This is a genomic window from Nostoc sp. FACHB-133, from assembly GCF_014698055.1.
GTDB lineage: Bacteria > Cyanobacteriota > Cyanobacteriia > Cyanobacteriales > Nostocaceae > Nostoc.
Genome location: NZ_JACJSH010000016.1, coordinates 76,645 through 98,537 on the forward strand (window position 1 = coordinate 76,645; position 21,893 = coordinate 98,537).

At 41.8% G+C, this 21,893-nt stretch carries 26 protein-coding genes; 15 read left to right on the forward strand and 11 right to left on the reverse strand.

The features are described from left to right. Window positions 1–454: 454 nt before the first annotated feature. From H6G86_RS15000 to H6G86_RS15005, 3 genes are all read left to right on the forward strand, one after another. A complete protein-coding gene (locus H6G86_RS15000) occupies window positions 455–904 on the forward strand; it encodes an orange carotenoid protein N-terminal domain-containing protein (protein ID WP_163939222.1) in 450 nt (149 codons plus the stop codon). A gap of 272 nt (window positions 905–1,176) precedes the next feature. After that, window positions 1,177–1,365, forward strand: a complete 189-nt coding sequence (locus tag H6G86_RS38185) for a hypothetical protein (RefSeq protein ID WP_199338281.1) — start codon at window positions 1,177–1,179, stop codon at window positions 1,363–1,365. Then, entirely contained in the window at window positions 1,322–1,984 is a 663-nt protein-coding gene (locus H6G86_RS15005; RefSeq protein WP_199338282.1) for a ZIP family metal transporter, read from the forward strand. Before H6G86_RS38185 ends, H6G86_RS15005 begins: the two co-directional genes overlap by 44 nt. A gap of 59 nt (window positions 1,985–2,043) precedes the next feature. Here H6G86_RS15005 and H6G86_RS15010 read toward each other — a convergent pair whose 3' ends face one another. Together H6G86_RS15010 and shc are read right to left on the reverse strand one after the other, a co-directional pair. After that, complete coding sequence (locus tag H6G86_RS15010; RefSeq protein WP_190934995.1) at window positions 2,044–2,211, reverse strand: hypothetical protein; 168 nt, start codon at window positions 2,209–2,211, stop codon at window positions 2,044–2,046. 252 nt (window positions 2,212–2,463) lie between these two features. Further along, window positions 2,464–4,374 (reverse strand): squalene--hopene cyclase, encoded by a 1,911-nt coding sequence (gene shc / locus H6G86_RS15015; protein ID WP_190934996.1) that lies wholly within the window; start codon window positions 4,372–4,374, stop codon window positions 2,464–2,466. 119 nt (window positions 4,375–4,493) lie between these two features. Between shc and H6G86_RS15020 the strand changes: the two genes are divergently transcribed. From H6G86_RS15020 to H6G86_RS15030, 3 genes are all read left to right on the forward strand, one after another. Beyond that, on the forward strand, window positions 4,494–5,735 hold the full coding sequence (locus H6G86_RS15020; RefSeq protein ID WP_190934997.1) for a glycosyltransferase: 1,242 nt from the start codon (window positions 4,494–4,496) through the stop codon (window positions 5,733–5,735). Between the two features lie 84 nt (window positions 5,736–5,819). After that, entirely contained in the window at window positions 5,820–6,056 is a 237-nt protein-coding gene (locus tag H6G86_RS15025; protein WP_041565757.1) for a hypothetical protein, read from the forward strand. Beyond that, the gene (locus H6G86_RS15030) at window positions 6,053–6,832 is read left to right on the forward strand and encodes a nucleotidyl transferase AbiEii/AbiGii toxin family protein (RefSeq protein ID WP_190934998.1); all 780 of its coding nucleotides are present in this window, start codon (window positions 6,053–6,055) and stop codon (window positions 6,830–6,832) included. Before H6G86_RS15025 ends, H6G86_RS15030 begins: the two co-directional genes overlap by 4 nt. Before the next feature lie 71 nt (window positions 6,833–6,903). Here H6G86_RS15030 and H6G86_RS15035 read toward each other — a convergent pair whose 3' ends face one another. Then, window positions 6,904–7,254: an ArsR/SmtB family transcription factor gene (locus H6G86_RS15035; protein WP_190934999.1), complete on the reverse strand. Its 351-nt coding sequence runs from the start codon at window positions 7,252–7,254 to the stop codon at window positions 6,904–6,906. A gap of 80 nt (window positions 7,255–7,334) precedes the next feature. Here H6G86_RS15035 and trxA point away from each other — a divergent pair, with 80 nt between their 5' ends. The 4 genes from trxA to H6G86_RS15055 all read left to right on the forward strand — a co-directional run bounded on the left by trxA (window position 7,335) and on the right by H6G86_RS15055 (window position 10,919). Further along, on the forward strand, window positions 7,335–7,658 hold the full coding sequence (gene trxA, locus H6G86_RS15040) for a thioredoxin (RefSeq protein ID WP_012412473.1): 324 nt from the start codon (window positions 7,335–7,337) through the stop codon (window positions 7,656–7,658). A 164-nt stretch (window positions 7,659–7,822) separates the two neighbouring features. Further along, window positions 7,823–8,617 carry an SDR family NAD(P)-dependent oxidoreductase gene (locus H6G86_RS15045; protein ID WP_190935000.1) on the forward strand — a complete coding sequence of 265 codons (795 nt, stop codon included), beginning with the start codon at window positions 7,823–7,825 and terminating at the stop codon, window positions 8,615–8,617. A gap of 391 nt (window positions 8,618–9,008) precedes the next feature. Then, the gene (locus tag H6G86_RS15050; RefSeq protein WP_190935001.1) at window positions 9,009–10,121 is read left to right on the forward strand and encodes an alkene reductase; all 1,113 of its coding nucleotides are present in this window, start codon (window positions 9,009–9,011) and stop codon (window positions 10,119–10,121) included. A gap of 132 nt (window positions 10,122–10,253) precedes the next feature. Further along, the gene (locus H6G86_RS15055) at window positions 10,254–10,919 is read left to right on the forward strand and encodes a nitroreductase family protein (RefSeq protein WP_190935002.1); all 666 of its coding nucleotides are present in this window, start codon (window positions 10,254–10,256) and stop codon (window positions 10,917–10,919) included. Between the two features lie 180 nt (window positions 10,920–11,099). Here the strand turns inward: H6G86_RS15055 and H6G86_RS15060 are convergent, their stop codons facing one another. After that, on the reverse strand, window positions 11,100–11,270 hold the full coding sequence (locus H6G86_RS15060) for a hypothetical protein (RefSeq protein ID WP_190935003.1): 171 nt from the start codon (window positions 11,268–11,270) through the stop codon (window positions 11,100–11,102). A 44-nt stretch (window positions 11,271–11,314) separates the two neighbouring features. On the opposite strand from H6G86_RS15060, the gene H6G86_RS15065 reads away from it, so the two are divergent. The 3 genes from H6G86_RS15065 to H6G86_RS15075 all read left to right on the forward strand — a co-directional run bounded on the left by H6G86_RS15065 (window position 11,315) and on the right by H6G86_RS15075 (window position 14,179). Then, entirely contained in the window at window positions 11,315–12,613 is a 1,299-nt protein-coding gene (locus H6G86_RS15065; RefSeq protein WP_190935004.1) for an MFS transporter, read from the forward strand. A 74-nt stretch (window positions 12,614–12,687) separates the two neighbouring features. Continuing rightward, window positions 12,688–13,377 carry an SDR family NAD(P)-dependent oxidoreductase gene (locus H6G86_RS15070; RefSeq protein WP_190935005.1) on the forward strand — a complete coding sequence of 230 codons (690 nt, stop codon included), beginning with the start codon at window positions 12,688–12,690 and terminating at the stop codon, window positions 13,375–13,377. A 34-nt stretch (window positions 13,378–13,411) separates the two neighbouring features. Continuing rightward, a complete protein-coding gene (locus tag H6G86_RS15075; protein ID WP_190935006.1) occupies window positions 13,412–14,179 on the forward strand; it encodes a class I SAM-dependent methyltransferase in 768 nt (255 codons plus the stop codon). Window positions 14,180–14,251: 72 nt separating this feature from the next. Here the strand turns inward: H6G86_RS15075 and H6G86_RS15080 are convergent, their stop codons facing one another. Both H6G86_RS15080 and H6G86_RS15085 read right to left on the reverse strand, forming a co-directional pair. Next, window positions 14,252–15,217 (reverse strand): class I SAM-dependent methyltransferase, encoded by a 966-nt coding sequence (locus tag H6G86_RS15080; protein WP_190935007.1) that lies wholly within the window; start codon window positions 15,215–15,217, stop codon window positions 14,252–14,254. Between the two features lie 26 nt (window positions 15,218–15,243). After that, window positions 15,244–15,414 (reverse strand): hypothetical protein, encoded by a 171-nt coding sequence (locus tag H6G86_RS15085; protein WP_190935008.1) that lies wholly within the window; start codon window positions 15,412–15,414, stop codon window positions 15,244–15,246. A gap of 137 nt (window positions 15,415–15,551) precedes the next feature. On the opposite strand from H6G86_RS15085, the gene H6G86_RS15090 reads away from it, so the two are divergent. Together H6G86_RS15090 and H6G86_RS15095 are read left to right on the forward strand one after the other, a co-directional pair. Next, on the forward strand, window positions 15,552–16,250 hold the full coding sequence (locus H6G86_RS15090; RefSeq protein WP_114084299.1) for a glutathione binding-like protein: 699 nt from the start codon (window positions 15,552–15,554) through the stop codon (window positions 16,248–16,250). Between the two features lie 438 nt (window positions 16,251–16,688). Next, window positions 16,689–17,546, forward strand: coding sequence for a 1-acyl-sn-glycerol-3-phosphate acyltransferase (locus tag H6G86_RS15095; protein ID WP_190935009.1), 858 nt, complete (start codon window positions 16,689–16,691; stop codon window positions 17,544–17,546). 117 nt (window positions 17,547–17,663) lie between these two features. Here the strand turns inward: H6G86_RS15095 and H6G86_RS15100 are convergent, their stop codons facing one another. From H6G86_RS15100 to H6G86_RS15120, 5 genes are all read right to left on the reverse strand, one after another. Beyond that, the gene (locus H6G86_RS15100) at window positions 17,664–17,924 is read right to left on the reverse strand and encodes a MoaD/ThiS family protein (protein ID WP_012412483.1); all 261 of its coding nucleotides are present in this window, start codon (window positions 17,922–17,924) and stop codon (window positions 17,664–17,666) included. A 119-nt stretch (window positions 17,925–18,043) separates the two neighbouring features. Then, window positions 18,044–18,802, reverse strand: coding sequence for a Uma2 family endonuclease (locus H6G86_RS15105; RefSeq protein WP_190935051.1), 759 nt, complete (start codon window positions 18,800–18,802; stop codon window positions 18,044–18,046). Between the two features lie 108 nt (window positions 18,803–18,910). Continuing rightward, window positions 18,911–19,867 carry a nucleoside triphosphate pyrophosphohydrolase family protein gene (locus tag H6G86_RS15110; protein WP_190935010.1) on the reverse strand — a complete coding sequence of 319 codons (957 nt, stop codon included), beginning with the start codon at window positions 19,865–19,867 and terminating at the stop codon, window positions 18,911–18,913. Window positions 19,868–19,990: 123 nt separating this feature from the next. Further along, the gene (locus tag H6G86_RS15115; protein WP_242064822.1) at window positions 19,991–20,539 is read right to left on the reverse strand and encodes a DUF1643 domain-containing protein; all 549 of its coding nucleotides are present in this window, start codon (window positions 20,537–20,539) and stop codon (window positions 19,991–19,993) included. Window positions 20,540–20,584: 45 nt separating this feature from the next. Beyond that, complete coding sequence (locus H6G86_RS15120) at window positions 20,585–21,766, reverse strand: nucleotide kinase domain-containing protein (protein ID WP_242064823.1); 1,182 nt, start codon at window positions 21,764–21,766, stop codon at window positions 20,585–20,587. Window positions 21,767–21,893: the final 127 nt, after the last annotated feature.

The window sequence follows — 21,893 nt, forward strand, 5'->3', positions numbered from 1 at the left end:
CGGAGATTTAATGAGTTTTTTACATCTTATACCAAATTACATCTATGATAAACACAAAGATGTAACTAATTGATCATTAGCTGTTGTAGCTGATAAAGATATTAATTGATGAAAGCTGTATGTCTCAGCTTTTAAAGGTTTAAATAGAGGCGATTGTTAAACAGGTTTAAAAGCTATTTATTACTTAAACTATGATACAACACCGACTAATAGAAGAGACATATTGCTAACAAAGTTCCGACAATTTTAAGTAACAAGAATAGCGGAGCATACCTAAATTTGTAGCTATTTGCTTGACGAAACTTGTTAGTGACAGAATAGACTTACCAAAATTAAATAATCTTTCCTAGTTCTGTTAATTAGTAAAGCCATAGTCTAATTGGTTCCAAGCAAAATTATAATTTTTACTTAAAAATTTTGAGTTAATTAAGTAGTTAATTAATTTGAGGTGCTTATGACTTCTACAAACGTCAACTTTTTAGAACAAAGCGTATCAAAATTTCAGCGTTTGGATGCAGACGATCGCTTGACTGTCTTAGCCTTACTTTATACTGAAATTTGTGATGAAATTCCGTCACTCTGTCTCAATAATGTGCCAAATGAAAACACTGCAAATTTAGTTGCACAAATTCAAAAGCTGCCACAGGCGGAACAGTTGTTTGCTTTGCGCCAGTTGCTAAACAAAGATGAAGTAGGAGAAACAGCAATTCCTACTGAAGAGTACGCTTCAATGAACGCTGATGATAAATTAGGTTTTTGGTATCAATTAGCCCAAAACTTGGGAACTTCAATCATCGGTGTCCCAGATGACTATATACCTTCTGAAAAAGCTACAGAAGTAGTAGATTTACTTCACACACCAAACATTGAAGATTTAGTGACTTTTTTCAAGCGGGTACTGTAACAGTTTTGAGTTAAGAATCAAAGGTGGGGCATAGGCTCACCTTTAGGTTTAAAAGTTGGGAAAACTTCTGTTTTTACAGCAGTTTTTATGTATTTGAAGCACATTTGAGGTAAGGAAGGGCACAGCATTGCCGTGCCCCTACTGTGTGGTTTAATTACTAGAACTTACGCAAAACTACACGTGGTAGGTGCAATTCATGAATTGCCCTGAAAATAGCTGTAAGTTAATTCTTATGGTGTCTTTATTCTTGGATGTCTGGGTGAGGATATGTGATGTTTCCGCTCTGGTTACAAGCGGGTTTTTGGGGTTTAGTTGGCGGTTCAGCGCTGCTGTTAGGTTCCGCAGTGGGTTACTATGCCAAAATTTCTCAACGAGCGATGTCTAGCGACAAGCCGCTGACGCGTCTACGCCGCAGTGATGGCTTTTGGTGCAGATGTGCTAATTTCCGCGCTATCGTTTGAACTCATGGATGAAGCTTACAAACGTGGTGGTTTTGACTCAACAGCTATTGGTTTTGTAAGTGGTGCAGTCATCTACACCGTAGCAAATTGGTTTTTAGCTTATCAGGGTGCTAAACACCGCAAGCGTTCAGGTGAACAGCAACCATCTGAAGAAGCTCAAGGTGGAAGTGGACTAGCGATGTCTAACGACAAGCCGCTTCGCGTCTACGCAATAGGCGCATTACTCGATGGTATTCCAGAATCGATTGTAATTGGTGTCAGCATGATTGAGGGAGGAGTTGTCAGTTGGGTAACAGTAGCGGCTGTTTTTCTCTCTAATGTTCCAGAAGGACTTTCCAGCGCTGCTGGTATGAAAAAAGCAGGACGTTCAACTGGTTACATTTTCGGTGTGTGGGGAGGAATTGCCATCATCTCCGGTATAGCAGCACTTCTAGGTTATGCTTTGTTCAGTCACTTCTCAGCAGAAATCATCGCCGCAACTACTGCTGTAGCCGCAGGTGCTATTTTAGCAATGCTTACAGACACCATGATTCCAGAAGCCTTCGAGCAAGCGCATGATTTTGCTGGAATGATAACTGTACTTGGATTTCTTGCCGCTTTTGTCCTTAGCAAACTCTAAAAGAGACTATTAGCGCAAGGCGGAATTCAAAATTAAAAATAGAATACAGCGTGGGATTTTCAGAGATTTAGAATGGGTTGTTTATTTCCGTCAACCTGCAATGTCATTGCATCGACTCGCAATACCATTGCATCAACTCGCAATGCCATTGCATCAACTCGCAATGCCAATACATCAACTTCCAATACCATTGCATCAACTCGCAATGCCAATACATCGATCTGCAATGCTATTGCATCAACTCACAATGCCAATACATCAACTTGTAAAAATTAGCATATTAGGGACTTCCAAATAAAAAAATATCCCAAAGTCGATAGCAAAAATTCTGTCTATTTCTCTTCACTCTGTGTTCTCTGCGTCTCTGTGGTTTATTTCGTAGAAATCCCTTATGCAGCAACTTTAAAAAACTTGTGTGTACACCGTAGCCGAAGCAGAGAGAGGCTTTGAGTATTACTCGCCTCCCCTACGTCCTTCCACTATTGCAGAACCGCTTGATAGCGACCTAACGCGATTAAAGGAAAGTATTGTTGATACAAGTGATATTTGAGATAAAAATGGCAAGGGAATCCAGTCCCTGTAAAGTCTGCCTCAAACCAAGTACCATCAGATTTTTGAGTTGTAACTAAATAGCCAATTCCTTGCTCAATAGCCTCAAGAGCGAATTTACCAGTTGCTTCACCTGCTGCCAAGAGGCCAATTAAAGCCCAAGCGGTTTGAGATGCAGTACTATTTCCTTTTCCTTTGAGACTGGGGTCATCATAGCTGCGGCAAGTCTCACCCCAACCACCATCTTGGTTTTGACATCCCACTAACCAAGCTGCTCCTCGTTCTATACTGACTTTATGTCTTTGAGGATCAATCAACGCTAAGGCTGACAAAACGCCACTGGTTCCGTAAATATAATTTACACCCCAACGACCAAACCAACAGCCTTCGGTTTCTTGTTCGCGCAAAAGATAAGTTAGCGATCGCTCTAAATTATCACTATCAATTGACAAATCACAAGCACCAAGCATTTCTACGACTCTAGCCGTAACATCTGCGGTGTTTGGATCGATCATCGCTTTCAAGTCGCCATAAGGGATGGAGTTCAGCCAATCTTGATCGTTATCCAAATCAAAGGCAGCCCACCCACCTGGTTTACATTGCATAGATGCAATCCAGTTTACCGCCCGTGCGATCGCAGCCTGCTTGATTTTTTCGTTGGGAAGTTTCGCCAAATGTAAAGCCATCACCACCACCGCCGAGTCGTCTACATCGGGATAAAACCGATTGTCAAACTCAAAAGCCCAAGCCCCCGGTTTTCCTTGGCGATTTTTTACAGCCCAATCTCCGTAATCTAAAATTTGTTTTTGCAACAACCATTCTCCAGCCTTTACCACGGCGGGATGATCTGGTGCAAAGCCAGATTCGACTAAAGCACGCATCGCCCAAGCTGTATCCCAAACCGGTGAAATACAGGGCTGGACTCGATAGCTATTCTCTGTTTCAATGACAAAGTTATCAATTGCTTGCAAACCTCTTTCCACAATCGGATCGCTATGGTCATAATCCAGACAGCGCAAAGCTAGCATTGAATTCAGCATCGCCGGAATAATTCCGCCCCAGTCGCCTGTAGCTTCTTGGCGTTCTAAAATCCATTTTTCGGCCGCTTTGATACCTTCTTCACGGAAGGGGACTAAATTCAGGCTTTCTGCCCACTTGAATCCTTGATCGAGGGTGAGGAATAAATCTGTCCAATCGCCACTTTGAGGTAGTTCCCACCGGACTTGATCAACACCTTCAGCGTATAGCTCATCTAGGTTGATAGTTGGGTCAGTGATAAAAACAGGTTTGCGATCGCATACAATCAGCAACGGCACAGTACTGGAACGTGCCCAGCTAGACATTTCGTAGATATTAACGGGGAAAGCTTTGGGCAACAACATTATCCAAGGCGGTAGCGAGGGAATACCGCGCCAGTTGTAGCAGCCAATCAAGGCTAAGTGCAACTTGGTAAAAATCCGAGTTTTGCTGATACCACCCCGTTGGAGAATAAAAGCTTTCGCCCGAATCATCGCCGGATCGCTTGCTGGTACACCTAGCAGTCTCAGCGCCATGTAAGCTTCAACTGAAGTGCTAAGTTCTCCGCCATCACCGTAATAAAGCTCCCAGCCGCCATGCTGTCGTTGCTCTTGACGCAGATATGCTTCAACTTTGTGCAAAGGTCTGGTTTGGTCTGTTCCCCAAATCTTATGCAAAAGGACGGTTTCAGCAGTGATGGTGACGTTAGATTCTAACTCTGCCCACCAGTAGCCTGCTGAATTTTGAATCGAAAGTAAATATTGTTGACTGGCTGCGATCGCTTCTGCAACTTGATTGACTTTTACCCTGTCTGGTGTTTGCATCAAATACTATCTAACCTCACACTCAACACTAGTTATGAATACGGCAATACTATGAAAAATTTTTCCTTTATTGGTAGACATAGTATTGTGTCTGAGTCACTGAGAATTTGCAATAGGTTATGGATGTAATTGTATTAGGATTAACGCTCTTATCCTTGACAATTTGGTTAGGATTACTGTGTTTTTGGGGACAATTTTGGCGGACAGACCAGCAATTAGAGATGGGAGAAACTCAACTACAATCGTTACCTGTGGTTTGTGTAGTCGTTCCAGCCCGTAACGAAGCTGAGTTCATACCAACTAGCTTGCGATCGCTCTTACTCCAAGACTATCCTGGTTCTTTCAACGTGTTTTTAGTAGACGATCGCAGTACAGACCAAACAGCAAATTTTGCCGAAGGGGTTGCACACGCTGTAGGTAAACCCCAGCAATTGCATATTATCTCTGGTGAATCACTACCTGCTGGTTGGTCGGGTAAACTTTGGGCAGTTGAGCAAGGTATAAAGAGTGCTAGTAAATTTACACCTGACTATTTTTTACTGACCGACGCAGATATCGAACACGATCCTAGTAATCTTCGCCGACTCGTTGCAAAGGCTGTTCAAGAAGATTTAGACTTGGTTTCGGTAATGGTGCGACTTAGATGTGAAAGCTTTTGGGAAAAACTTTTGATTCCGGCTTTCGTCTTTTTCTTCCAAAAACTCTATCCCTTTCGCTGGGTTAATAATCCAAACAATCCCACAGCCGCCGCAGCTGGAGGTTCTATTCTGATCGCCCGTGAAGCTTTAGAGCGAATTGGTGGCATTCAAGTGATTCGCCAAGCTTTAATTGACGATTGCGCCCTGGCGATGGCGGTTAAGAAGAGCAGAGGAGCAGGGGAGCAGAGGAGCAGAGGAGACAAGGAAAATAAGCACGCCCCATACCCAATGCCCAGCCAAGGGCGTATCTGGCTAGGATTGAGTACCTTGACTCGCAGTCTGCGTCCTTATGACTCGCTAGCGACAATTTGGGATATGGTTGCTCGTACTGCCTATACCCAACTGAATTATTCGCCATTACTATTATTGGGAACTTTAGTAGGAATGCCTCTGATTTATCTAGTTTCACCTGTGTGTGTAATTCTGGGTGCAGTTTGGGGCAATTGGGCGATCGCACTTACGGGTTTATTAGGATGGCTATTGATGACTTTCGCTTACTACCCAACGATCCGCTTTTATAAATGTTCTCCTTGGTTCGCGTTGAGCTTGCCTGCGATCGCTTTTCTCTATACGCTGATGACTTTAGACTCAGCACTACGTCACTGGCAAGGGCGCGGCGGCGCTTGGAAAGGAAGAGTTTATCCCAGTTCGGATAATTTATAGTTAGAATAAAATTAAATTTCGATATCGATATCGATAGTGCTAATCTAAATAAAAGTAAGCTGAAAGTGGTTGATTAAAAGAGCTATGACAACCGCAACAACAACAAATAATCCTGTTACTGTCCCCAAAAAGCTGCCTTTTCTGGAGTCAATTTGTTGGCAGACTGCCGATGTGTATCGGTTTACTTCAGAACAAATGCTGAGTCGCTATGAGCGTGGCTGGCAGTATCATAATCTATTTAATAATCTTGAAGGTGAAGAACTCAATTTTGTTCAGGAACTCGCTAGACGCTATAAGTCCTGGTTGCAAGTTTGTTTATGACCTTCAGGTTAGAACACCATAATCAAATTCTCACAGTTCTTGAATCTTTAGATTCGGACATACTTAGGAAGGGTTCTGCTTACTTTGGTGGCGGAACCCTTCTTGCATTTGAGTTTGAAGAATATCGCTGGAGTAAGGATATTGATTTTATTGCTTCTGTTGGTACAGAAGGCTATAAATATTTACGTACAGTAGTATTTGAAGGTGGGCATGAAGCATTATTTCATGATTTAAGCAAAATCCAAGTTGGACGTAGCACAACTGACCAATATGGAATTCGGATGATCGTTTTTGTGGATGATATGCCGATTAAAACGGAAATTATCGCTGAAACTCGTTTTCAACTAGACCCACCAAGATATCCAAAGTGGTCACTCGTTCCTTGCTTAAGCTTCAATGACTGTTTTACTTCTAAGCTGCTGTCAAATTCTGATCGTTACGCGGATGACAGTGTTGAAGCAAGAGATTTAATCGATTTAGCAATTCTTAGGCTGCAATCTCCAATCCCTCAAGCATCAATTGAGAAGGCTGAAAAAGCCTATCAGGTTATGCGCCCTTTGAAAAGAGCGATTGAACTCTTTCAGGGAAGACCTGATTACAGGGAGAAATGCTTTCTCAGTCTACAAGTTGATCAAGCTCAGATACCCAAAATTCTCGATGGTATTGATTTACTCTCAACAGATTTAGGTTTATCTCACACTCCAAGGGCTTTTCAAGAACAACATGATATTTTTGCTGATTTAGAAACACAAATTCAAAAACAAGAAGATTCTTAAACAGATACCGTTATCCAATGCCCCATGCCCCATGCCCCATGCCCCATGCCCAATGCCCCATGCCCAATGCCCTAAATCCTTGAAGCTGTTTGTTTATCACTTGCAAGACTAACAGGCAATGGTTGAGCCGCTTTCAATACTGCATCCAGCAACCCTGGAAACAGCACCTCTAAATCTTCACGTCGCAGTATGTTGATGTGATGTGTCCCTTCTTTACGTGTAAAGACTATCCCAGACTCCCGCAAAATCTTAAAATGATTGGACATTGTAGACTTTGCGATCGCAAAATCAAACTTGGCACAGCATTGTTCCCCCTCAGTCGCCAACAGCCGCACAATCTCTAGCCGCACTGGATCGCCCAATGCATACAGCACTCCCGGTAAAGAAATATTTTTTCTATCTGGATGATAAAGAAATCTCATAGTTGCATTATCTCATCAAGTGGCATATATTTTTATTATTCGATATTATCGAATTATAGAATTAACTAGGAAGGCAATTTATGTCATCCATTACAAATGTCACAGAAGCCACATTCAAGCAAGAAGTCTTGGAAAGTGAGATTCCGGTCTTAGTAGACTTTTGGGCCCCGTGGTGCGGCCCTTGCCGGATGGTAGGTCCAGTGGTCGATGAAGTTGCTGCGGAATACGAAGGACAGGTGAAATTTGTGAAGCTGAACACAGATCAGAATCCTACTGTCGCCAGCCATTATGGAATTCGCAGCATTCCGACGCTGATGGTTTTTAAGGGAGGTCGGCAGGTCGATACTGTCGTAGGGGCAGTTCCAAAAACCACCTTGAATAAGACCTTAGCACAGCATCTTTAATCTAGGTACTGTTATAAGACGCATTTAGTTTGCAGTCTTCTCTAATCAAGGGAGACAGGAGTCAGAATACACCTGACTCCTGTACAGACGCGATTAATCGCGTCTCTCCCCACTCTTGACTTCTGACTCCTGAATTCTGTTTCAACTAATGGGGAAAGAGCAAAATGGACTCGAAATTGCATGGTAAATCCGCGCTAGTTAGTGGCTCAACCGCAGGTATTGGTTTGGCGACAGCCCAAGCGCTAGCTCAAGAAGGTGCATCAGTGATTGTCAACGGTCGATCTGAGGAAAGAGTAACCCAAGCGATCGCTAAAATTCAGCAAAGTACACCAGACGCGAAAGTTTCTGGCGTTGTTGCTGACACAAGTACTGCATCAGGGGTAGAGGAACTCTTTCAAAAAGTTCCTCACGTTGATATCCTCATTAATAATGTGGGTATTTATGAGCCAAAAACCTTCTTTGATATTACGGATGAAGACTGGTTAAACATATTTCAGGTTAACGTTCTCAGTGGAGTCCGTTTGAGTCGGCAATATCTGCAAAAGCAGCTAGAGCAAAACTGGGGGCGGATAATCTTTATCTCCAGCGAATCTGCGATTCAGATCCCAGTAGAAATGATTCACTATGGAACAACTAAGACAGCGCAGCTTGCTATTGCACGAGGTCTAGCAGAAATGACTGTCGGGACTGGAGTCACTGTAAACTCCGTCCTCCCCGGGCCAACTCGCTCAGAAGGAGTTGAAGAGTTTATTATCAACTTGGCACAGGAACGTGGTATTAGTCCAGCAGAAGTTGAGACTGAGTTTTTTCAAAATGTGCGTCCAAGTTCCCTAATCAAACGCTTTGCAACTAATGAAGAAGTAGCAGCGATCGTAGTTTACCTTTCTAGTCCTGTAGCTTCAGCAACTAATGGTGCAGCTTTGCGGGTAGATGGTGGTGTTATTCGATCGATTGTTTAGTGAATGAACTGCACACAAAATTGGGTATTGGGAAGACTTTTTTGTTGTTTTCGAGACTATTTCTTTTTAGAAATAAACCGCCCATAACTAAAGTTTTTGAGTACCTTAAAACGGACAATAACCTTTTCTTAGTGGTCTTTAGAGACTTTCGCTATTAGACTGAGAATTTATCGAGGAAGACAGGAGGTAGGCTAAATGAGAATAGCATAGCCCTGCCCTTATTCCCCTTATCTCCCAATACCGTTTGGTTAAGGCAAGAGACGCGATAAATCGCCGTCTCTACAAAGGACTGATTATTGTAAAGACGGCGAAAAACCTTATCCGCACCGTATTGCCTCATCTCCCAGCTATGGGGTTTTGAACTTTGAATTTTGAATTGGAGCAAAATAACATGACTAGTGATATCAACTTATTCTCTTCTTACCAATTAGGTAATTTGGAACTCCCTAATCGGATTGTGATGGCACCCTTAACCCGAAACCGAGCCAGTGAGGGAAACGTACCATACGAACTTAATGCTACCTACTACGCTCAACGTGCTTCCGCTGGACTGATTATTGCTGAAGCAACACAGGTAACTCCTGAAGGACAAGGCTATCCTGCGACACCAGGAATTCATTCGTCAGAACAGATAGAAGGATGGAAATTAGTCACTGATGCTGTACATCGGGAGGGAGGAAGAATTTTCCTGCAACTATGGCACGTAGGCAGGATTTCCCATCCTGACTTACAACCAAATGGAGCTTTACCTGTGGCACCTTCTGCCATTGCTCCTAAAGGTGAGGCATCAACTTATGAAGGGCCAAAACCATTTGTTACACCCCGTGCTTTAGAAACTTCAGAAATACCGCAGATAGTAGAACAGTACCGTCAGGGAGCGGCAAACGCTCTAGCGGCTGGGTTTGATGGGGTAGAAATTCACTCAGCTAATGGTTATTTAATAGATCAATTTCTCCGCGATCGCACCAATCAACGTACAGATAAATATGGGGGTTCCATTGAGAATCGCACCCGATTCCTGTTGGAGGTGACAGAGGCGGTAACTAGTGTGTGGGATTCTAACCGAGTTGGGGTTCGTTTCTCTCCCAGTGGGACTTTTAACGATATAGGTGACTCCAATCCCCTAGAGACATTCGGTTATGCAACTCAAGCGTTGAACCAGTTTAATTTGGCATATCTGCATATTTATGAGGCAACAGAAGCAGATATCAGACATGGCGGGATAATTGTACCCACCAGTCATATCCGCGATCGCTTTACAGGTACACTCATCGTCAATGGTGGTTATACCCGTGAAAAAGGCGATGCAGTGCTGGCAAACAAAGCAGCAGATTTAGTTGCCTTTGGCACATTATTTATATCAAACCCAGATTTACCCCGACGCTTGGCTTTAAATGCACCATTAAATGAAGCAAATCAAGCAACCTTTTATGGTGGCGCTGAACAAGGATATACAGACTATCCATTTTGGTCGGCTGCTAATGAGGCGGTAGCTCAGGCGTAAGGCGTAATTCTGACTTTTGTTCGGGAACAAGGAATAATTTTTATTTTTGTTTCATGAATAAATAGATTCATTTGTATCCTACATTATGAATCACGAATTATTTGGTCATAACTCAACTATCAGGAGAATCTCATGAGTTCCATCACCCAAACCATACCTTTAGATGTACCCAGTGCGATCGCTCAACGTCGTTCAATCAAAACTTTTAAAGCAGACCCCATTGCCCCAGAACTGCTCAAGCAACTGGTAGAATTGACCGTGGCAGCGCCCAGTAGCTTTAATATCCAAGACTGGCAAATTATTCTTGTGCAAGACGAGGCGCAAAAGGCAGCACTATCAGCAGCATCGTGGAATCAACAGCAAATTGTCCAAGCACCTGTAACCTTCGTCTTTGCTGCCGATCCTACCGTAGGCGAAAGAGACTTAACCCCAATTTTTGAGCGGGCAACTGAAACTGGAGCATGGAATGAAGGCACGGTAAACTACTTTAAAAGCGCCATCCCGCAATTTCAAGCTGGACTAGGCGACAAGCGACGCGAATATGCCATCAAAGATGCCATTATTGCCGCTACTCACTTGGTGTTAGCAGCAGAAAGTTTGGGATTATCCACTTGTTTTATGAACGGTTGGATTGAGGATCAGGTAAAACAAGTGATTGGTGCTGAGGATAATCCAGATTTAGCGATCGCTGTTGTTGTTCCTGTTGGCTATGCAGCCGAACCACGCTTAAATCCAGGTCGTTTACCATTCTCCTCTAACGTCTCTGTGGATAGAATCGGTAATCCTTATGCAGGGTAGTTTTTCCTAAATTCGGCATAAAAGAAGAGGTAAAAGAGTCGAGTTCTGAGCTTCATTAATGGAGTTCAAAAGCTCATTGACGAAGCTCTGAGGTTCATCAACGAAGCTTTGAGGTTCATCAAAGAAGCTCAAAGACTCGTGAATGATTCTTTAATAGTCATTCACGAGTCCCATTTATACCTACTCGATAAATTTAGATATTGATCTCTGCTCCACCACTTCCAATATCGTTCGGTTAAGACAAGAGACGCGATGAATCGCCGTCTCTACAATAATCAGTCCTTTGTAGAGACGGCGATTTATCGCGTCTTTGTAATGATGTATCGGGTCTTTCCGATCTAGAATTTTCATCAAAAAACCTTAACCGAACTTATTGTCACCACTCTCTACTCATCATGTCCCTAGCCTCCTTCCTCGCGCGTCGTTCGTTCCACTATGGCTGGATTGTAGCTGGCTTAACATTCTTAGCCTTGCTCGTTGCAGCCGGAATTCGCTCTGCTCCCGGAGTTTTTATAGTGCCTCTCGAACAGGAGTTTGGCTGGAGTAGAGCAACTATATCTTTGGCAATTTCAATTAATTTAGTACTCTATGGATTAATTGGCCCTTTTGCCGCCACAGTTATGGAGCGGATCGGCATTCGCCGGATGATGGTGTTCTCCCTTGCTGTAATTGCTCTTGGTGTCGGTTTAACTACTTTGATGTCAGCATCTTGGCAGCTAGTTTTGCTGTGGGGTGTAGTTGTCGGTTCTGGTAGCGGAGTTATCGCCCTGGTTTTGGGAGCTATTGTTGTCAATCGCTGGTTTTCTGAAAAGCGGGGTTTAGTTCTTGGCATCCTAACCGCTAGTACAGCCACAGGACAACTAGTGTTTTTGCCCATGCTGGCCTCAGTAGCCGATCGCTTTGGATGGCGAACTGCGGCTTTAGCTCTTACTGGTGCAGCACTTTTAATTATTCCAGCGATCGCAGCCTTTATGCGCGATCGTCCAGCAGATGTCGGTTTGCGACCCTTTGGCGACAACAGCGAAACTGTAGAAATATCACAGCCTAGAGCAAATTCCATCGCCTCTACCCTCAACGCCCTCTGGCTGGGAATGCGTAAACGCGATTTCTGGCTGTTATTTGGGAGCTTTTTTATCTGTGGTGCTAGCACAAATGGGTTAATTGGAACTCATCTGATTCCCGCTTGTATTGACCACGGTATCCCTGAAGTCAAGGCTGCGGGACTTTTGGCAATCATGGGGCTATTCGATTTTTTTGGAACTACTATGTCTGGTTGGCTCTCTGACAGATGGAATAATCGTTACTTATTATGCTGGTACTACGGACTGCGGGGTTTGTCTTTAATTTTCTTACCCTTCAGTTTCAACTTTTCCTTCTATGGACTTTCCATTTTCGCCGTCTTCTATGGACTTGATTGGATTGCTACCGTACCACCGACAGTCCGTCTTGTTGCCAATGCCTTTGGTAAAGAAAATGTCGGCGTGATGTTCGGTTGGATTGTCGCAGGACACCAGCTTGGTGCAGCCACAGCAGCATTCGGAGCTGGAGTGTTAAGAACTTGGACGGGTAGCTATTTACAAGCGTTTATTTTATCAGGTATTCTCTGTCTGATTGCCGCAGTTGGTGTACTGCAAATTGGTCAAACTCCCAGTAAAGGCGATTCACAACTCTCTTCAGTCACGCTGAATTCTTAATCTTTGAATGTTTTAATCGAATGGCATTAATAAAAGCTCTAAGCTAGGCAGAATAAGCACTACAGGTTTAAAATATGGCAACAACAGCTTTAATTGTCGGCGCAGGTAGTGGACTGAGTGCATCTTTAGCCCGCTTATTTGCCAAAGAAGGATTCACCGTAGCTTTAGCAACTCGTCAAATTGAAAAACTCACTCAATTGACTACTGAAATTGACGCAGTTAGTTTTGCTGCTGATGTGTCAAAGCCAAATGAAGTAGAACAATTATTTATTGATATTGATAATAAAATCGGTTCCCCGAATGTTGTTATTTACAATCCCAGTTTTCGGGTGCGGGGGCCTCTTGTTGATTTAGATCCTGGTGAGGTGGCAAAAACCTTAGATGTGACTGCTTATGGTGGCTTTCTTGTGGCCCAAGCTGCTACCAAAAGATTTTTGCAGCTTGGTGGTGGTGCTATATTTTTTACTGGAGCCTCAGCGAGTATTAAGGGTTATGCTCAGTCAGCTCCCTTTGCAATGGGTAAATTTGCACTGCGCGGTTTGGCTCAAAGTATTGCTAGAGAATTAGCACCAAAGAATATTCATGTGGCGCATTTCGTGATTGATGGGGCAATTCGTTCAGCAGTTCGCCAAGATCCAGTAGATAATCCTGATAGTACTCTTGACCCAGATGCGATCGCTCAAACTTATCTCAGTATTCTACGCCAGCCCCGCAGTGCTTGGACTTATGAAGTAGAACTACGTCCTTGGGTAGAGAACTTCTAGCCTAGACAATTGTTACAAAAATGGTTTTGCAGGTATGAAAATTGATTTTGGTGCAACTGCTGTTGATTACGCAAGACACCGTGCTGGCTTTCCCAGTTCATTATTTAATAAACTGTCTGAATATGGTATAGGTTTACCAGGACAGAATATTGTTGACCTTGGTACAGGGACAGGAACACTAGCGCGGGGCTTTGCTGATAGAGGTGCTTATGTAATTGCCATAGATCCATCAGCATCACTTTTAGAACAAGCGAGACAGTTAAGCGAATCAACCCAAATCAAAGTAGATTATCGAGTCGCAACTGCCGAAAATACCGAGTTACCAGATGCAAGTGCTGATGTAATCACTGCTGGACAATGTTGGCATTGGTTTGATCGTCCCCGTGCTGTCCAGGAAGTTACTCGGATATTGAGAAAAAATGGCTCAATTGCGATCGCTCATTTTGATTGGATACCCTTAAAAGGTAATGTAGTTGAAGCCACAGAACAACTGATTCAGGCTCACAATGCCGCGTGGAATTTGGGCGGCGGTAATGGCTTACATCCCCTGTGGTTACAGGATATTGGCGAAGTTGGATTCCGAGACATCCGCACATTTTCTTACGATGTATTTGTACCTTATACACACGAGGCTTGGCGGGGACGAATTCGTGCTAGTGCCGGTGTGGGAGCCAGCTTGACACCAGAAAAAGTAGAAATATTTGACCAAGAATTGGCAACATTACTCGAAGAAAAATATCCTACGCCAATTCTTGAAGTTCACCATAGAGTTTGGGCTGCGATCGCCAAATCACCGCTATGAAAAAATATAATTATTGAAGCTCTATGTTTCATCCAGAGAAAGCCATCACTAGGGATGGCTTATAATACAAAGTTAGTTGCCCTTGATAGGTTTGATTCTAGCGATCGCTTGTAGTAACATTTTTGGCAGCCAGAACAGATAACAATATAGTTGTTTTGCCTGACTATAAAGCGAGAATAACTTTCCTTCACTCAATAAAGTATATGGTCGTACAGCTCTGAGAAGTTCTGCAAATTTATCTTCAGTCGCAGTTTCAACTGAACCACTGACAAAATAACCTTGTAAATGTGGAGGTAAGGGCCAGTTAATTTTAGGATCTGGCTGATGTATTACAGGCTCAATATTTCCCCGCCAAGCAACTCCCATAATTTGCATAGTTTGATACACCATTGTGTTCCATCCTTTCTCTTTGAAGTAATCCAAGCCTTGTCCTACGTCAGGAGAAGCCAAATCATGAAATAAAATTAAAGCATCTGCTTCTGCAAATTGTTCGCAAATAATTGCATCATTGAGCGGAGCTGGTGCTTCGTGATTACCATCTATAAATATCAATGACCATTTACGTTGAAATTTATTTGCTATCTCTTCTACTTTTTGAGGGCTGCATCCTGGTATTAAATTCACAGATTCCTTTACGCCTGCCAACTTGAGTGACTCTGTAACGCTTTCATTAAATAATTGTTCGGATAGCATCGGATCAATTACATCTAACTCCACCCCTCCTAGAGCCAAGTGACAAGCTGACCATCCCATCCAGCAACCTATTTCTAAAGCTTTTTTTCCCCGAAATTTCAAGGCTGTATTGTATAAAATATGAGCTTCATCTCTGCTCACAAATCCTACCTTTTGCCGTCGTTTATCCACATACCAGTTATGAGTAATATCCCGCCGTAAATAAAGCCAAAAAGAATCATATTTATTTCCTAAAATTATATTGGGAAAATATAAATCTGGCTGGATAGTGGAAAATCCTGACGATACATAATCTCCTTTTGGCAATAAGTTTCCTTCAATCACTTTGACTGTCTTTTCACTCATAAGTTACTCTCTAAGTATTTGAAATTCTAGGTTGTGGGGTTACAATTCAACTGGTCGCGGCGATAGCGTACCCCTGCGGGGGATCTTGCTACACGCAGCGTCTCGTAGAGAGGAACACCGCTTTGATAATCGGGACTGGGACTGTTAATACATTCCAAAATTTGGGAAGGGTTAAAGCCCCGAACATAATTTTTCACTTCTGACTCAATTCCCAATCCCTTTTACTTTTCACCGTTTTTGTCCTCTTTTTTTCAGATTTTGTGATAAATCAGAAAAAAAGAGATGTCTGCACCATTCACTTAAAAAGAATCGCACAATTTTAGGACAAATAACCATGATCGATCTTTATTATTGGACAACCCCAAACGGTCATAAAATTACGATTTTCCTGGAAGAAGTCGGCTTGCAATATACCATAAATCCTGTGAATATTGGGGCTGGAGATCAATTTAAGCCTGAATTTTTGAAGATTTCTCCTAACAATCGTATCCCCGCGATCGTTGACCACGAACCAGTAGATGGAGGTGCGCCGATTTCGGTATTTGAGTCTGGGGCAATCTTGCTATATTTAGCAGAAAAAACCGGGAAATTAATCCCGCAAGATTTACGCCAACGCACTCAAGTTTTAGAATGGTTGTTCTGGCAAATGAGCGGACTAGGGCCCATGGCAGGACAAAATCATCACTTTAGCGCCTATGCTCCCGAAAAAATTGAATATGCCATTAACCGCTACGTGAATGAGACGGGACGTTTATATGGAGTGCTGAATAAGCAACTAGCAGATAGAGAATTTGTAGCTGGGGATTATTCCATCGCCGATATTGCTGCTTATCCCTGGATTGTGCCCTATGAACGCCAAAGTCAGAATCTAGAGGATTTTCCTCACCTCAAGCGCTGGTTTGAGACAATTAAAGCTCGTCCGGCAACAATTCGCGCCTACGAGAAAGCAGAAGCATTGAAAACTCAACCACTTGATCCAGATAAGTCACGAGATTTGTTATTTAACCAGTCGGCGAAGACTATTCAACCTTGAGCATTCTGGGCTTGAAGAAGAATTCAGAAGTCAGAATGAAGACGCAACTCGAAAATACTCGCTACCGCTAGGCTATCCGCCAGTCATACAGAATTCATTCTGTTAGCCGATAGCTAAGGTTTAGCCCATTCTGACTCCTGACTCCTGAATTCTGTTTGATAAAACAATTAGGAAGATTGCGTGGGCTGGTTAGCGCCGGAAGCAGCAGGTAGAGCTTATAGCTTTTTTGTTAGACAGGGAATCGCGCAGCAGTATTTGGTAGGATTGTGGATAACTTCGGCTACATCTATTGTTTTATTCTGGTTGGTATAGCGATCGCTCTGTTCTGGGTTTGGCTAGTCAAGCAAAAGCAATACAGCACTTGAAAGTCAGGTTAATTTAGTTTTAATTCAAGACTTGCCGCGTCTCCCGAAGTTCCGATCTTGTTAAAATGTATCGATGTCAATAAAGCAACATCTCTTAAAGAAAAAACCCGGTTGGTCTTTGGATGAGCGAGATCCAAAGTTCATAGAATCTCTGATGCCTTTATTAGGCTTTTTCTATAAGTACTATTTTCAAGTGCAAACTAGTGGCTGGGAAAATATTCCATCCCAAGAAAAAGTCTTATTTGTCGGTTCGCATAATGGAGGACTCGCGGCTCCCGATATGGGAATGGTGATGTACGACTGGTTCAGACGATTTGGTACAGAGAAACCCGTTTATGGTTTAATGCATCCCAAAGCTTGGCAGGTTAGCCAACCACTAGCGCAAATAGCTGCCAAGGCTGGAGCAATCATAGCTCATCCGAAAATGGCCTACACTGCGTTGCACTCTGGGGCTAGTGTGCTGGTTTATCCAGGTGGAGCCGAAGATGTGTTTCGACCGCATTATTTACGTAACAAAATCTACTTTGCAGGGCGACAAGGATTTATCAAGTTAGCATTGCGGGAAAATGTGCCGATTGTACCTGTGATTTCCTGGGGCGCTCACGATACGCTGATTGTACTGGCTGACTTGTACAAAGTTGTGCAGCAACTCCACGAATGGGGAATGCCTTGGCTACTTGGAATTGATCCAGAAGTTTTTCCAATCTATCTCGGATTGCCTTGGGGATTAGCAATTGGCCCGTTGCCCAACATTCCATTACCAGTGCCTATGTACACGCGGGTTTGTCCGCCGATTGTATTTGAACGCTACGGTCGAGAAGCAGCTAGCGATCGCCACTATGTCAATGAATGTTATGAATTAGTTGTTAGTCAGATGCAGCAAGAGTTAGATAATTTAGTTAAGGTAACTGCTGAATCGAATAGTAGGTGAGGGGGCAGGGGGCAGGAGATAAAAACTTACTTTATATATAATATATGATTTTGAGTCCTGCATTTTGCACCTCACTTACTTTCAATCTGCTGTAATACTTAACTCCTAACTATTTTCCTAGCCGCCGCTAACTGGTGGAATCAATACGACTTCATCCCCATCTTGTAATAGGGTATCTGGTTCAACAAATATTAAATTAATCCCGAAGCGGGTGATGTCTCGCCATTGGGAAAGTTCAGGGTGTTCGGCTATAAGGCGATCGCATACTGCTTTAACTGGCATACTATTGGGAAATTCCAGTACCAGTTCTGAAACCTTAAAGGCTTCTTGATAAGCAGCGAACAATTTGACGGTAACGGTGATTGCAGATTTAGACATACAATATGCTTTGGCAGTACCAGCAAGTAATTTAATCCTTGACAAGCACCCTGAACTCTTGGGCTTAATTATATATTAATAACTAGCAAAGTTGTATTATTGGTAGATAATTATGTTTCCTAATCCAACATTTCTAGGTCAATTCCTAAAGCGTTGAGTTGTTCAGCAGAGAGAGTACGCAATTTCTCTACAATTCTCTCCCGCTTTTGTCGCTCAACTTCAGCCCGTTCCTCACCCGTTAGCAGTAAATTTCCTTGTGCATCCCACCAGCGCAACCAAGGTAACTCTGCATTCTGATAAAATCCTTGCCAGATTCCTAACTCTACCCCCATAGGAGCAATTGGGTAATGTCCCCGTTCATTAGGTCTCATCAGTTGATAAGTATTATCGATTAGGTGGTAAACTTCCACTTGCGCTTTTGCTACTTCATAAATTCCATAATAAGGCACTCGAATTGCCTGTTCATAAACCCAAAACTTACCAACATTTCCACCTTCACCTTGAGATGGCGGTGTGTTATTTCGTTCTTCTGAACCATCTCCAGAGACAAATTCAATCACAATTAGGGGTGCGACATACTCCTTCCACAGCACATAAGAACGCCGCATTTTACCGTCAAGGGTCGGTGGTACATTGGGTACATAAAACCAGTCTGGTGCTTCAGCCCCTTTTTCTGGAGGATCTGTCAATCGCCAGTAGATACCAGAATCTTGTCCGATACAATATTGACCATCAGGATGAAGTTTCTCTAAAACAGGTTTAATTGAATCTGTGATTAAAATGCTTTGCGGATGTTCCTGAAGATTTTTCACAAATGTACCATCTGAGTCTGGTAACTGAGTGTGATCCGGTAAAGTTAATGCCGATAGGGAAGTCATAGGCACAACCAAGATTATATTTGTATTTTATTTATTATCTCAATAAATCTAACAAACTTTGTTGCCGTACTAGGAAGACGAAAACTCAAGTTTATGATGACCAAGCACTCATTTTTTTCCCTGCAAGATATTGTTAAGTGAATGTTTTCTTTCCACAGAGGCTAAATTCAGACTAGACTCTTTTAAATAGCTTATCAAGCGTGCATCAAGGTTAACGACTACCCTTCCTCCCCGATTTTTCTCTACCTGTCGCCAGACATCATAGCCCATCAGAATTGCCTTCTCCCAATCACCCAGTGAACATTGAGAAACTTCTAAATGGGATGTCATATTTTTGATAGTTTTCAATAGTTGGTAATCTAATGTTGAAACGCCTTCTAAGAAACCGTGATTTTTTGCATAGCCAAATACGAGTGCTGATATACCTTCTTCAATAGCTACTGCACGACCGCCGTCTTCAACTTCGTCAATACTAAAATTACTTTTACGCTTACGTTTAAACATACTACGAGTAACAACAGACCAACCTAAAACTGCGGCGTAGGAAAAATGGAAAATATCATGAAAGCGGTAGCCATCGCTTGTATAGGAATTATCGCTGAGGTCATTTCCAATTTGTTTTTTGTTGATAAATGCCTTCATTTTGATTGAGTTATCTTTGCTTACCTCCGTAATTCCTACTTCAAACTGTCGTGGTAAACTTTCATTTTCGGGAAAATCATTGTCGAATATGTAAGTTGTAGCTTTATTATCTATTTGTGCTGAATCTCTCCATCCCCAACGGTCACGGCACTTTCTCAGATTATCTTCCGCGATTCCTTCCAAATTAAGGTTAAACTTGCTTGCCAAGTTGGAAATATACCAAAGCATATCTCCCAATTCTTCCGCGATGCCTTCTTTAAATAATTTGTGTGCATCACCATCGCGTAAATGTTTTTTATACTCAGTCATCAATGAGCCGACTTCACCAACTAAACCTAGTAGCGGTATGATTAGTTCAGTACCTTCGACAGCCGGAATCTGGTCTGTATTTAGTGCTTGCGTTTGATACTCAGAAAAATTCATAATGCAATTCCTCCAATCTCAAAGTTGCTGATTACTAAGATTTTCACAGAGATAAAATAAAAATCTGATAATAAATAGAAAGAATCACTATTATATTTTTTAATTTGGCTATGCTTGTATAGACTAATTAGGAAAAAGTATTGGTTTGGTACTATCTTTAACATATAGCGGGTGACGTGGAAACTTTTTCTTTGTTAGTCCTAGTGGATATTTCTTCTTTGTTAGTTCTAGGCAGTAAAGAGTTTTTTGACCAGAAATTACACTTAGTACTTCTGTTTCACGGTCACGCTTTCTTTGGAGATAATTATTTGCACCCCATGCCACAATAATTAAGTGAGCGCGCTTTGTTGCTGATTGAATATAAGAGTTATTTTCTAGTCCAACAGGGTCATCTACTTGGGGTTGGGTAAGTTGATTAGGATTTGTAGCAATATAAGCAAATAAATTAACCACTTCTAGAGAACCATAATCCCAATAGTGAGCAAACTTAATGCATTTCTTGAGAGTAGGATCATCTTGATTCTCGTCAGCCTTGCTTGGGTTAAGCATTACAAAAGTAACTTGCGGCAAAGTTCTATCCCATCTACACCATAGTGAGTAGCGATACTTTCTACTAATATCGTCGTCAAACTTGACATCTCTTTCCATATCTATATATTTTTTTGTTACCATGTCTTTTACTCGAAATTGCTGTTAATTTATAAATAGTAAGAGATATTAAAATAAGCACAACTGATGAGGCTTTTCTACCTCGGATCTTTGCAAAAACTTTGATTTTTTATTCTGACTATTTTGCCCATATTTTCTATTCTGATTTAATACATTATCAGAGATTTCAGTTGTTGCTTTTTCCAGAAAATCTAAGTTCAAAGATAATTGCTGACAGTTACTATTTATTTGCGAATTAGCAATATCTAATTGTGGCAATCTCTGTGATAAAGTTTCTTTAACTTTATCGTTAATACGCCATTTGGGTGGATAAAAATAATCAATTGATTGAGGTGTTGACGTAAATTTTGATTTTATCTTTTTACGATTACTTTTCAAATCAGGAAATGCTCCTCGGCAGTATTTATCAGTTTCACAAAAAAGATTTTGACAGTCTATAGACTGTAGTGGACGACCCCAGAGTGATTGAAAATTTAACCCTAAGCGTTGAAACTCTTTCTCTTGGTTTTCAGTCATCCAATGAATGATATCAGTATATGTTTTACCATCTGTATCAATGAAACACTTGTTGATACCACGTTCGGCTCCTGGGCCTGCTATAGTAAAACTGTTTTCCTCAAAGTTGATAATTTCACTATAGTTAATATCTGTCGCTAATTGGTAAGCCATAAACTTACCTAGCAATGGATATTCTTGAATAATCTTAAAAATGTCTTCAAAATTTTTGGCTTTGACTATGTGATTGACCACTCTATCTTGGACAACCATTTTATCAATTAATGCCAAATGGTTCTGGTGTTTTTTATCATAACCAAACTCTTTACTGGCACAAGACATATATGCACTGGTATAAATGACATATCCAAGATTCATAGCCTCTTGTAATATATCTGAATATACATTTGAGTCGAAATTAGACAGTGTTATATAGTCTCCTATTTTGTTTTCTAAGTATTCCCATGTTTCTATTTTATTAAAAATTTTAAATAGTAGAATCCGTAAAATTACCTCTTCTTCATTCTGGCTCCTATTCTGATCGTAAATTACCTTTTTGATCAGATATTGTGAAACGCGATCGCTTGCTCGATATGCATTACAAAATTTATAAGTATTAATGATCGGGTCACTCGTCCACGGTGGTGGTAAGTTGTTAATTTTGTTGAAAAATACTTCCTGCCGCATAGCAGCAAATCTCCAATAGGTATCAAAAATTTCTTGTCTTACTTGCATACACTGTTCTCCTAGTTTATCGTTATCAGTTTCAAACCTGTTTTTTATCCATGAGGCAAGATTATGCGACAACTGCCGCATAATCATCGTACCCGATCGTATTTCTAGCAAAGCATCCTTAAAGCCG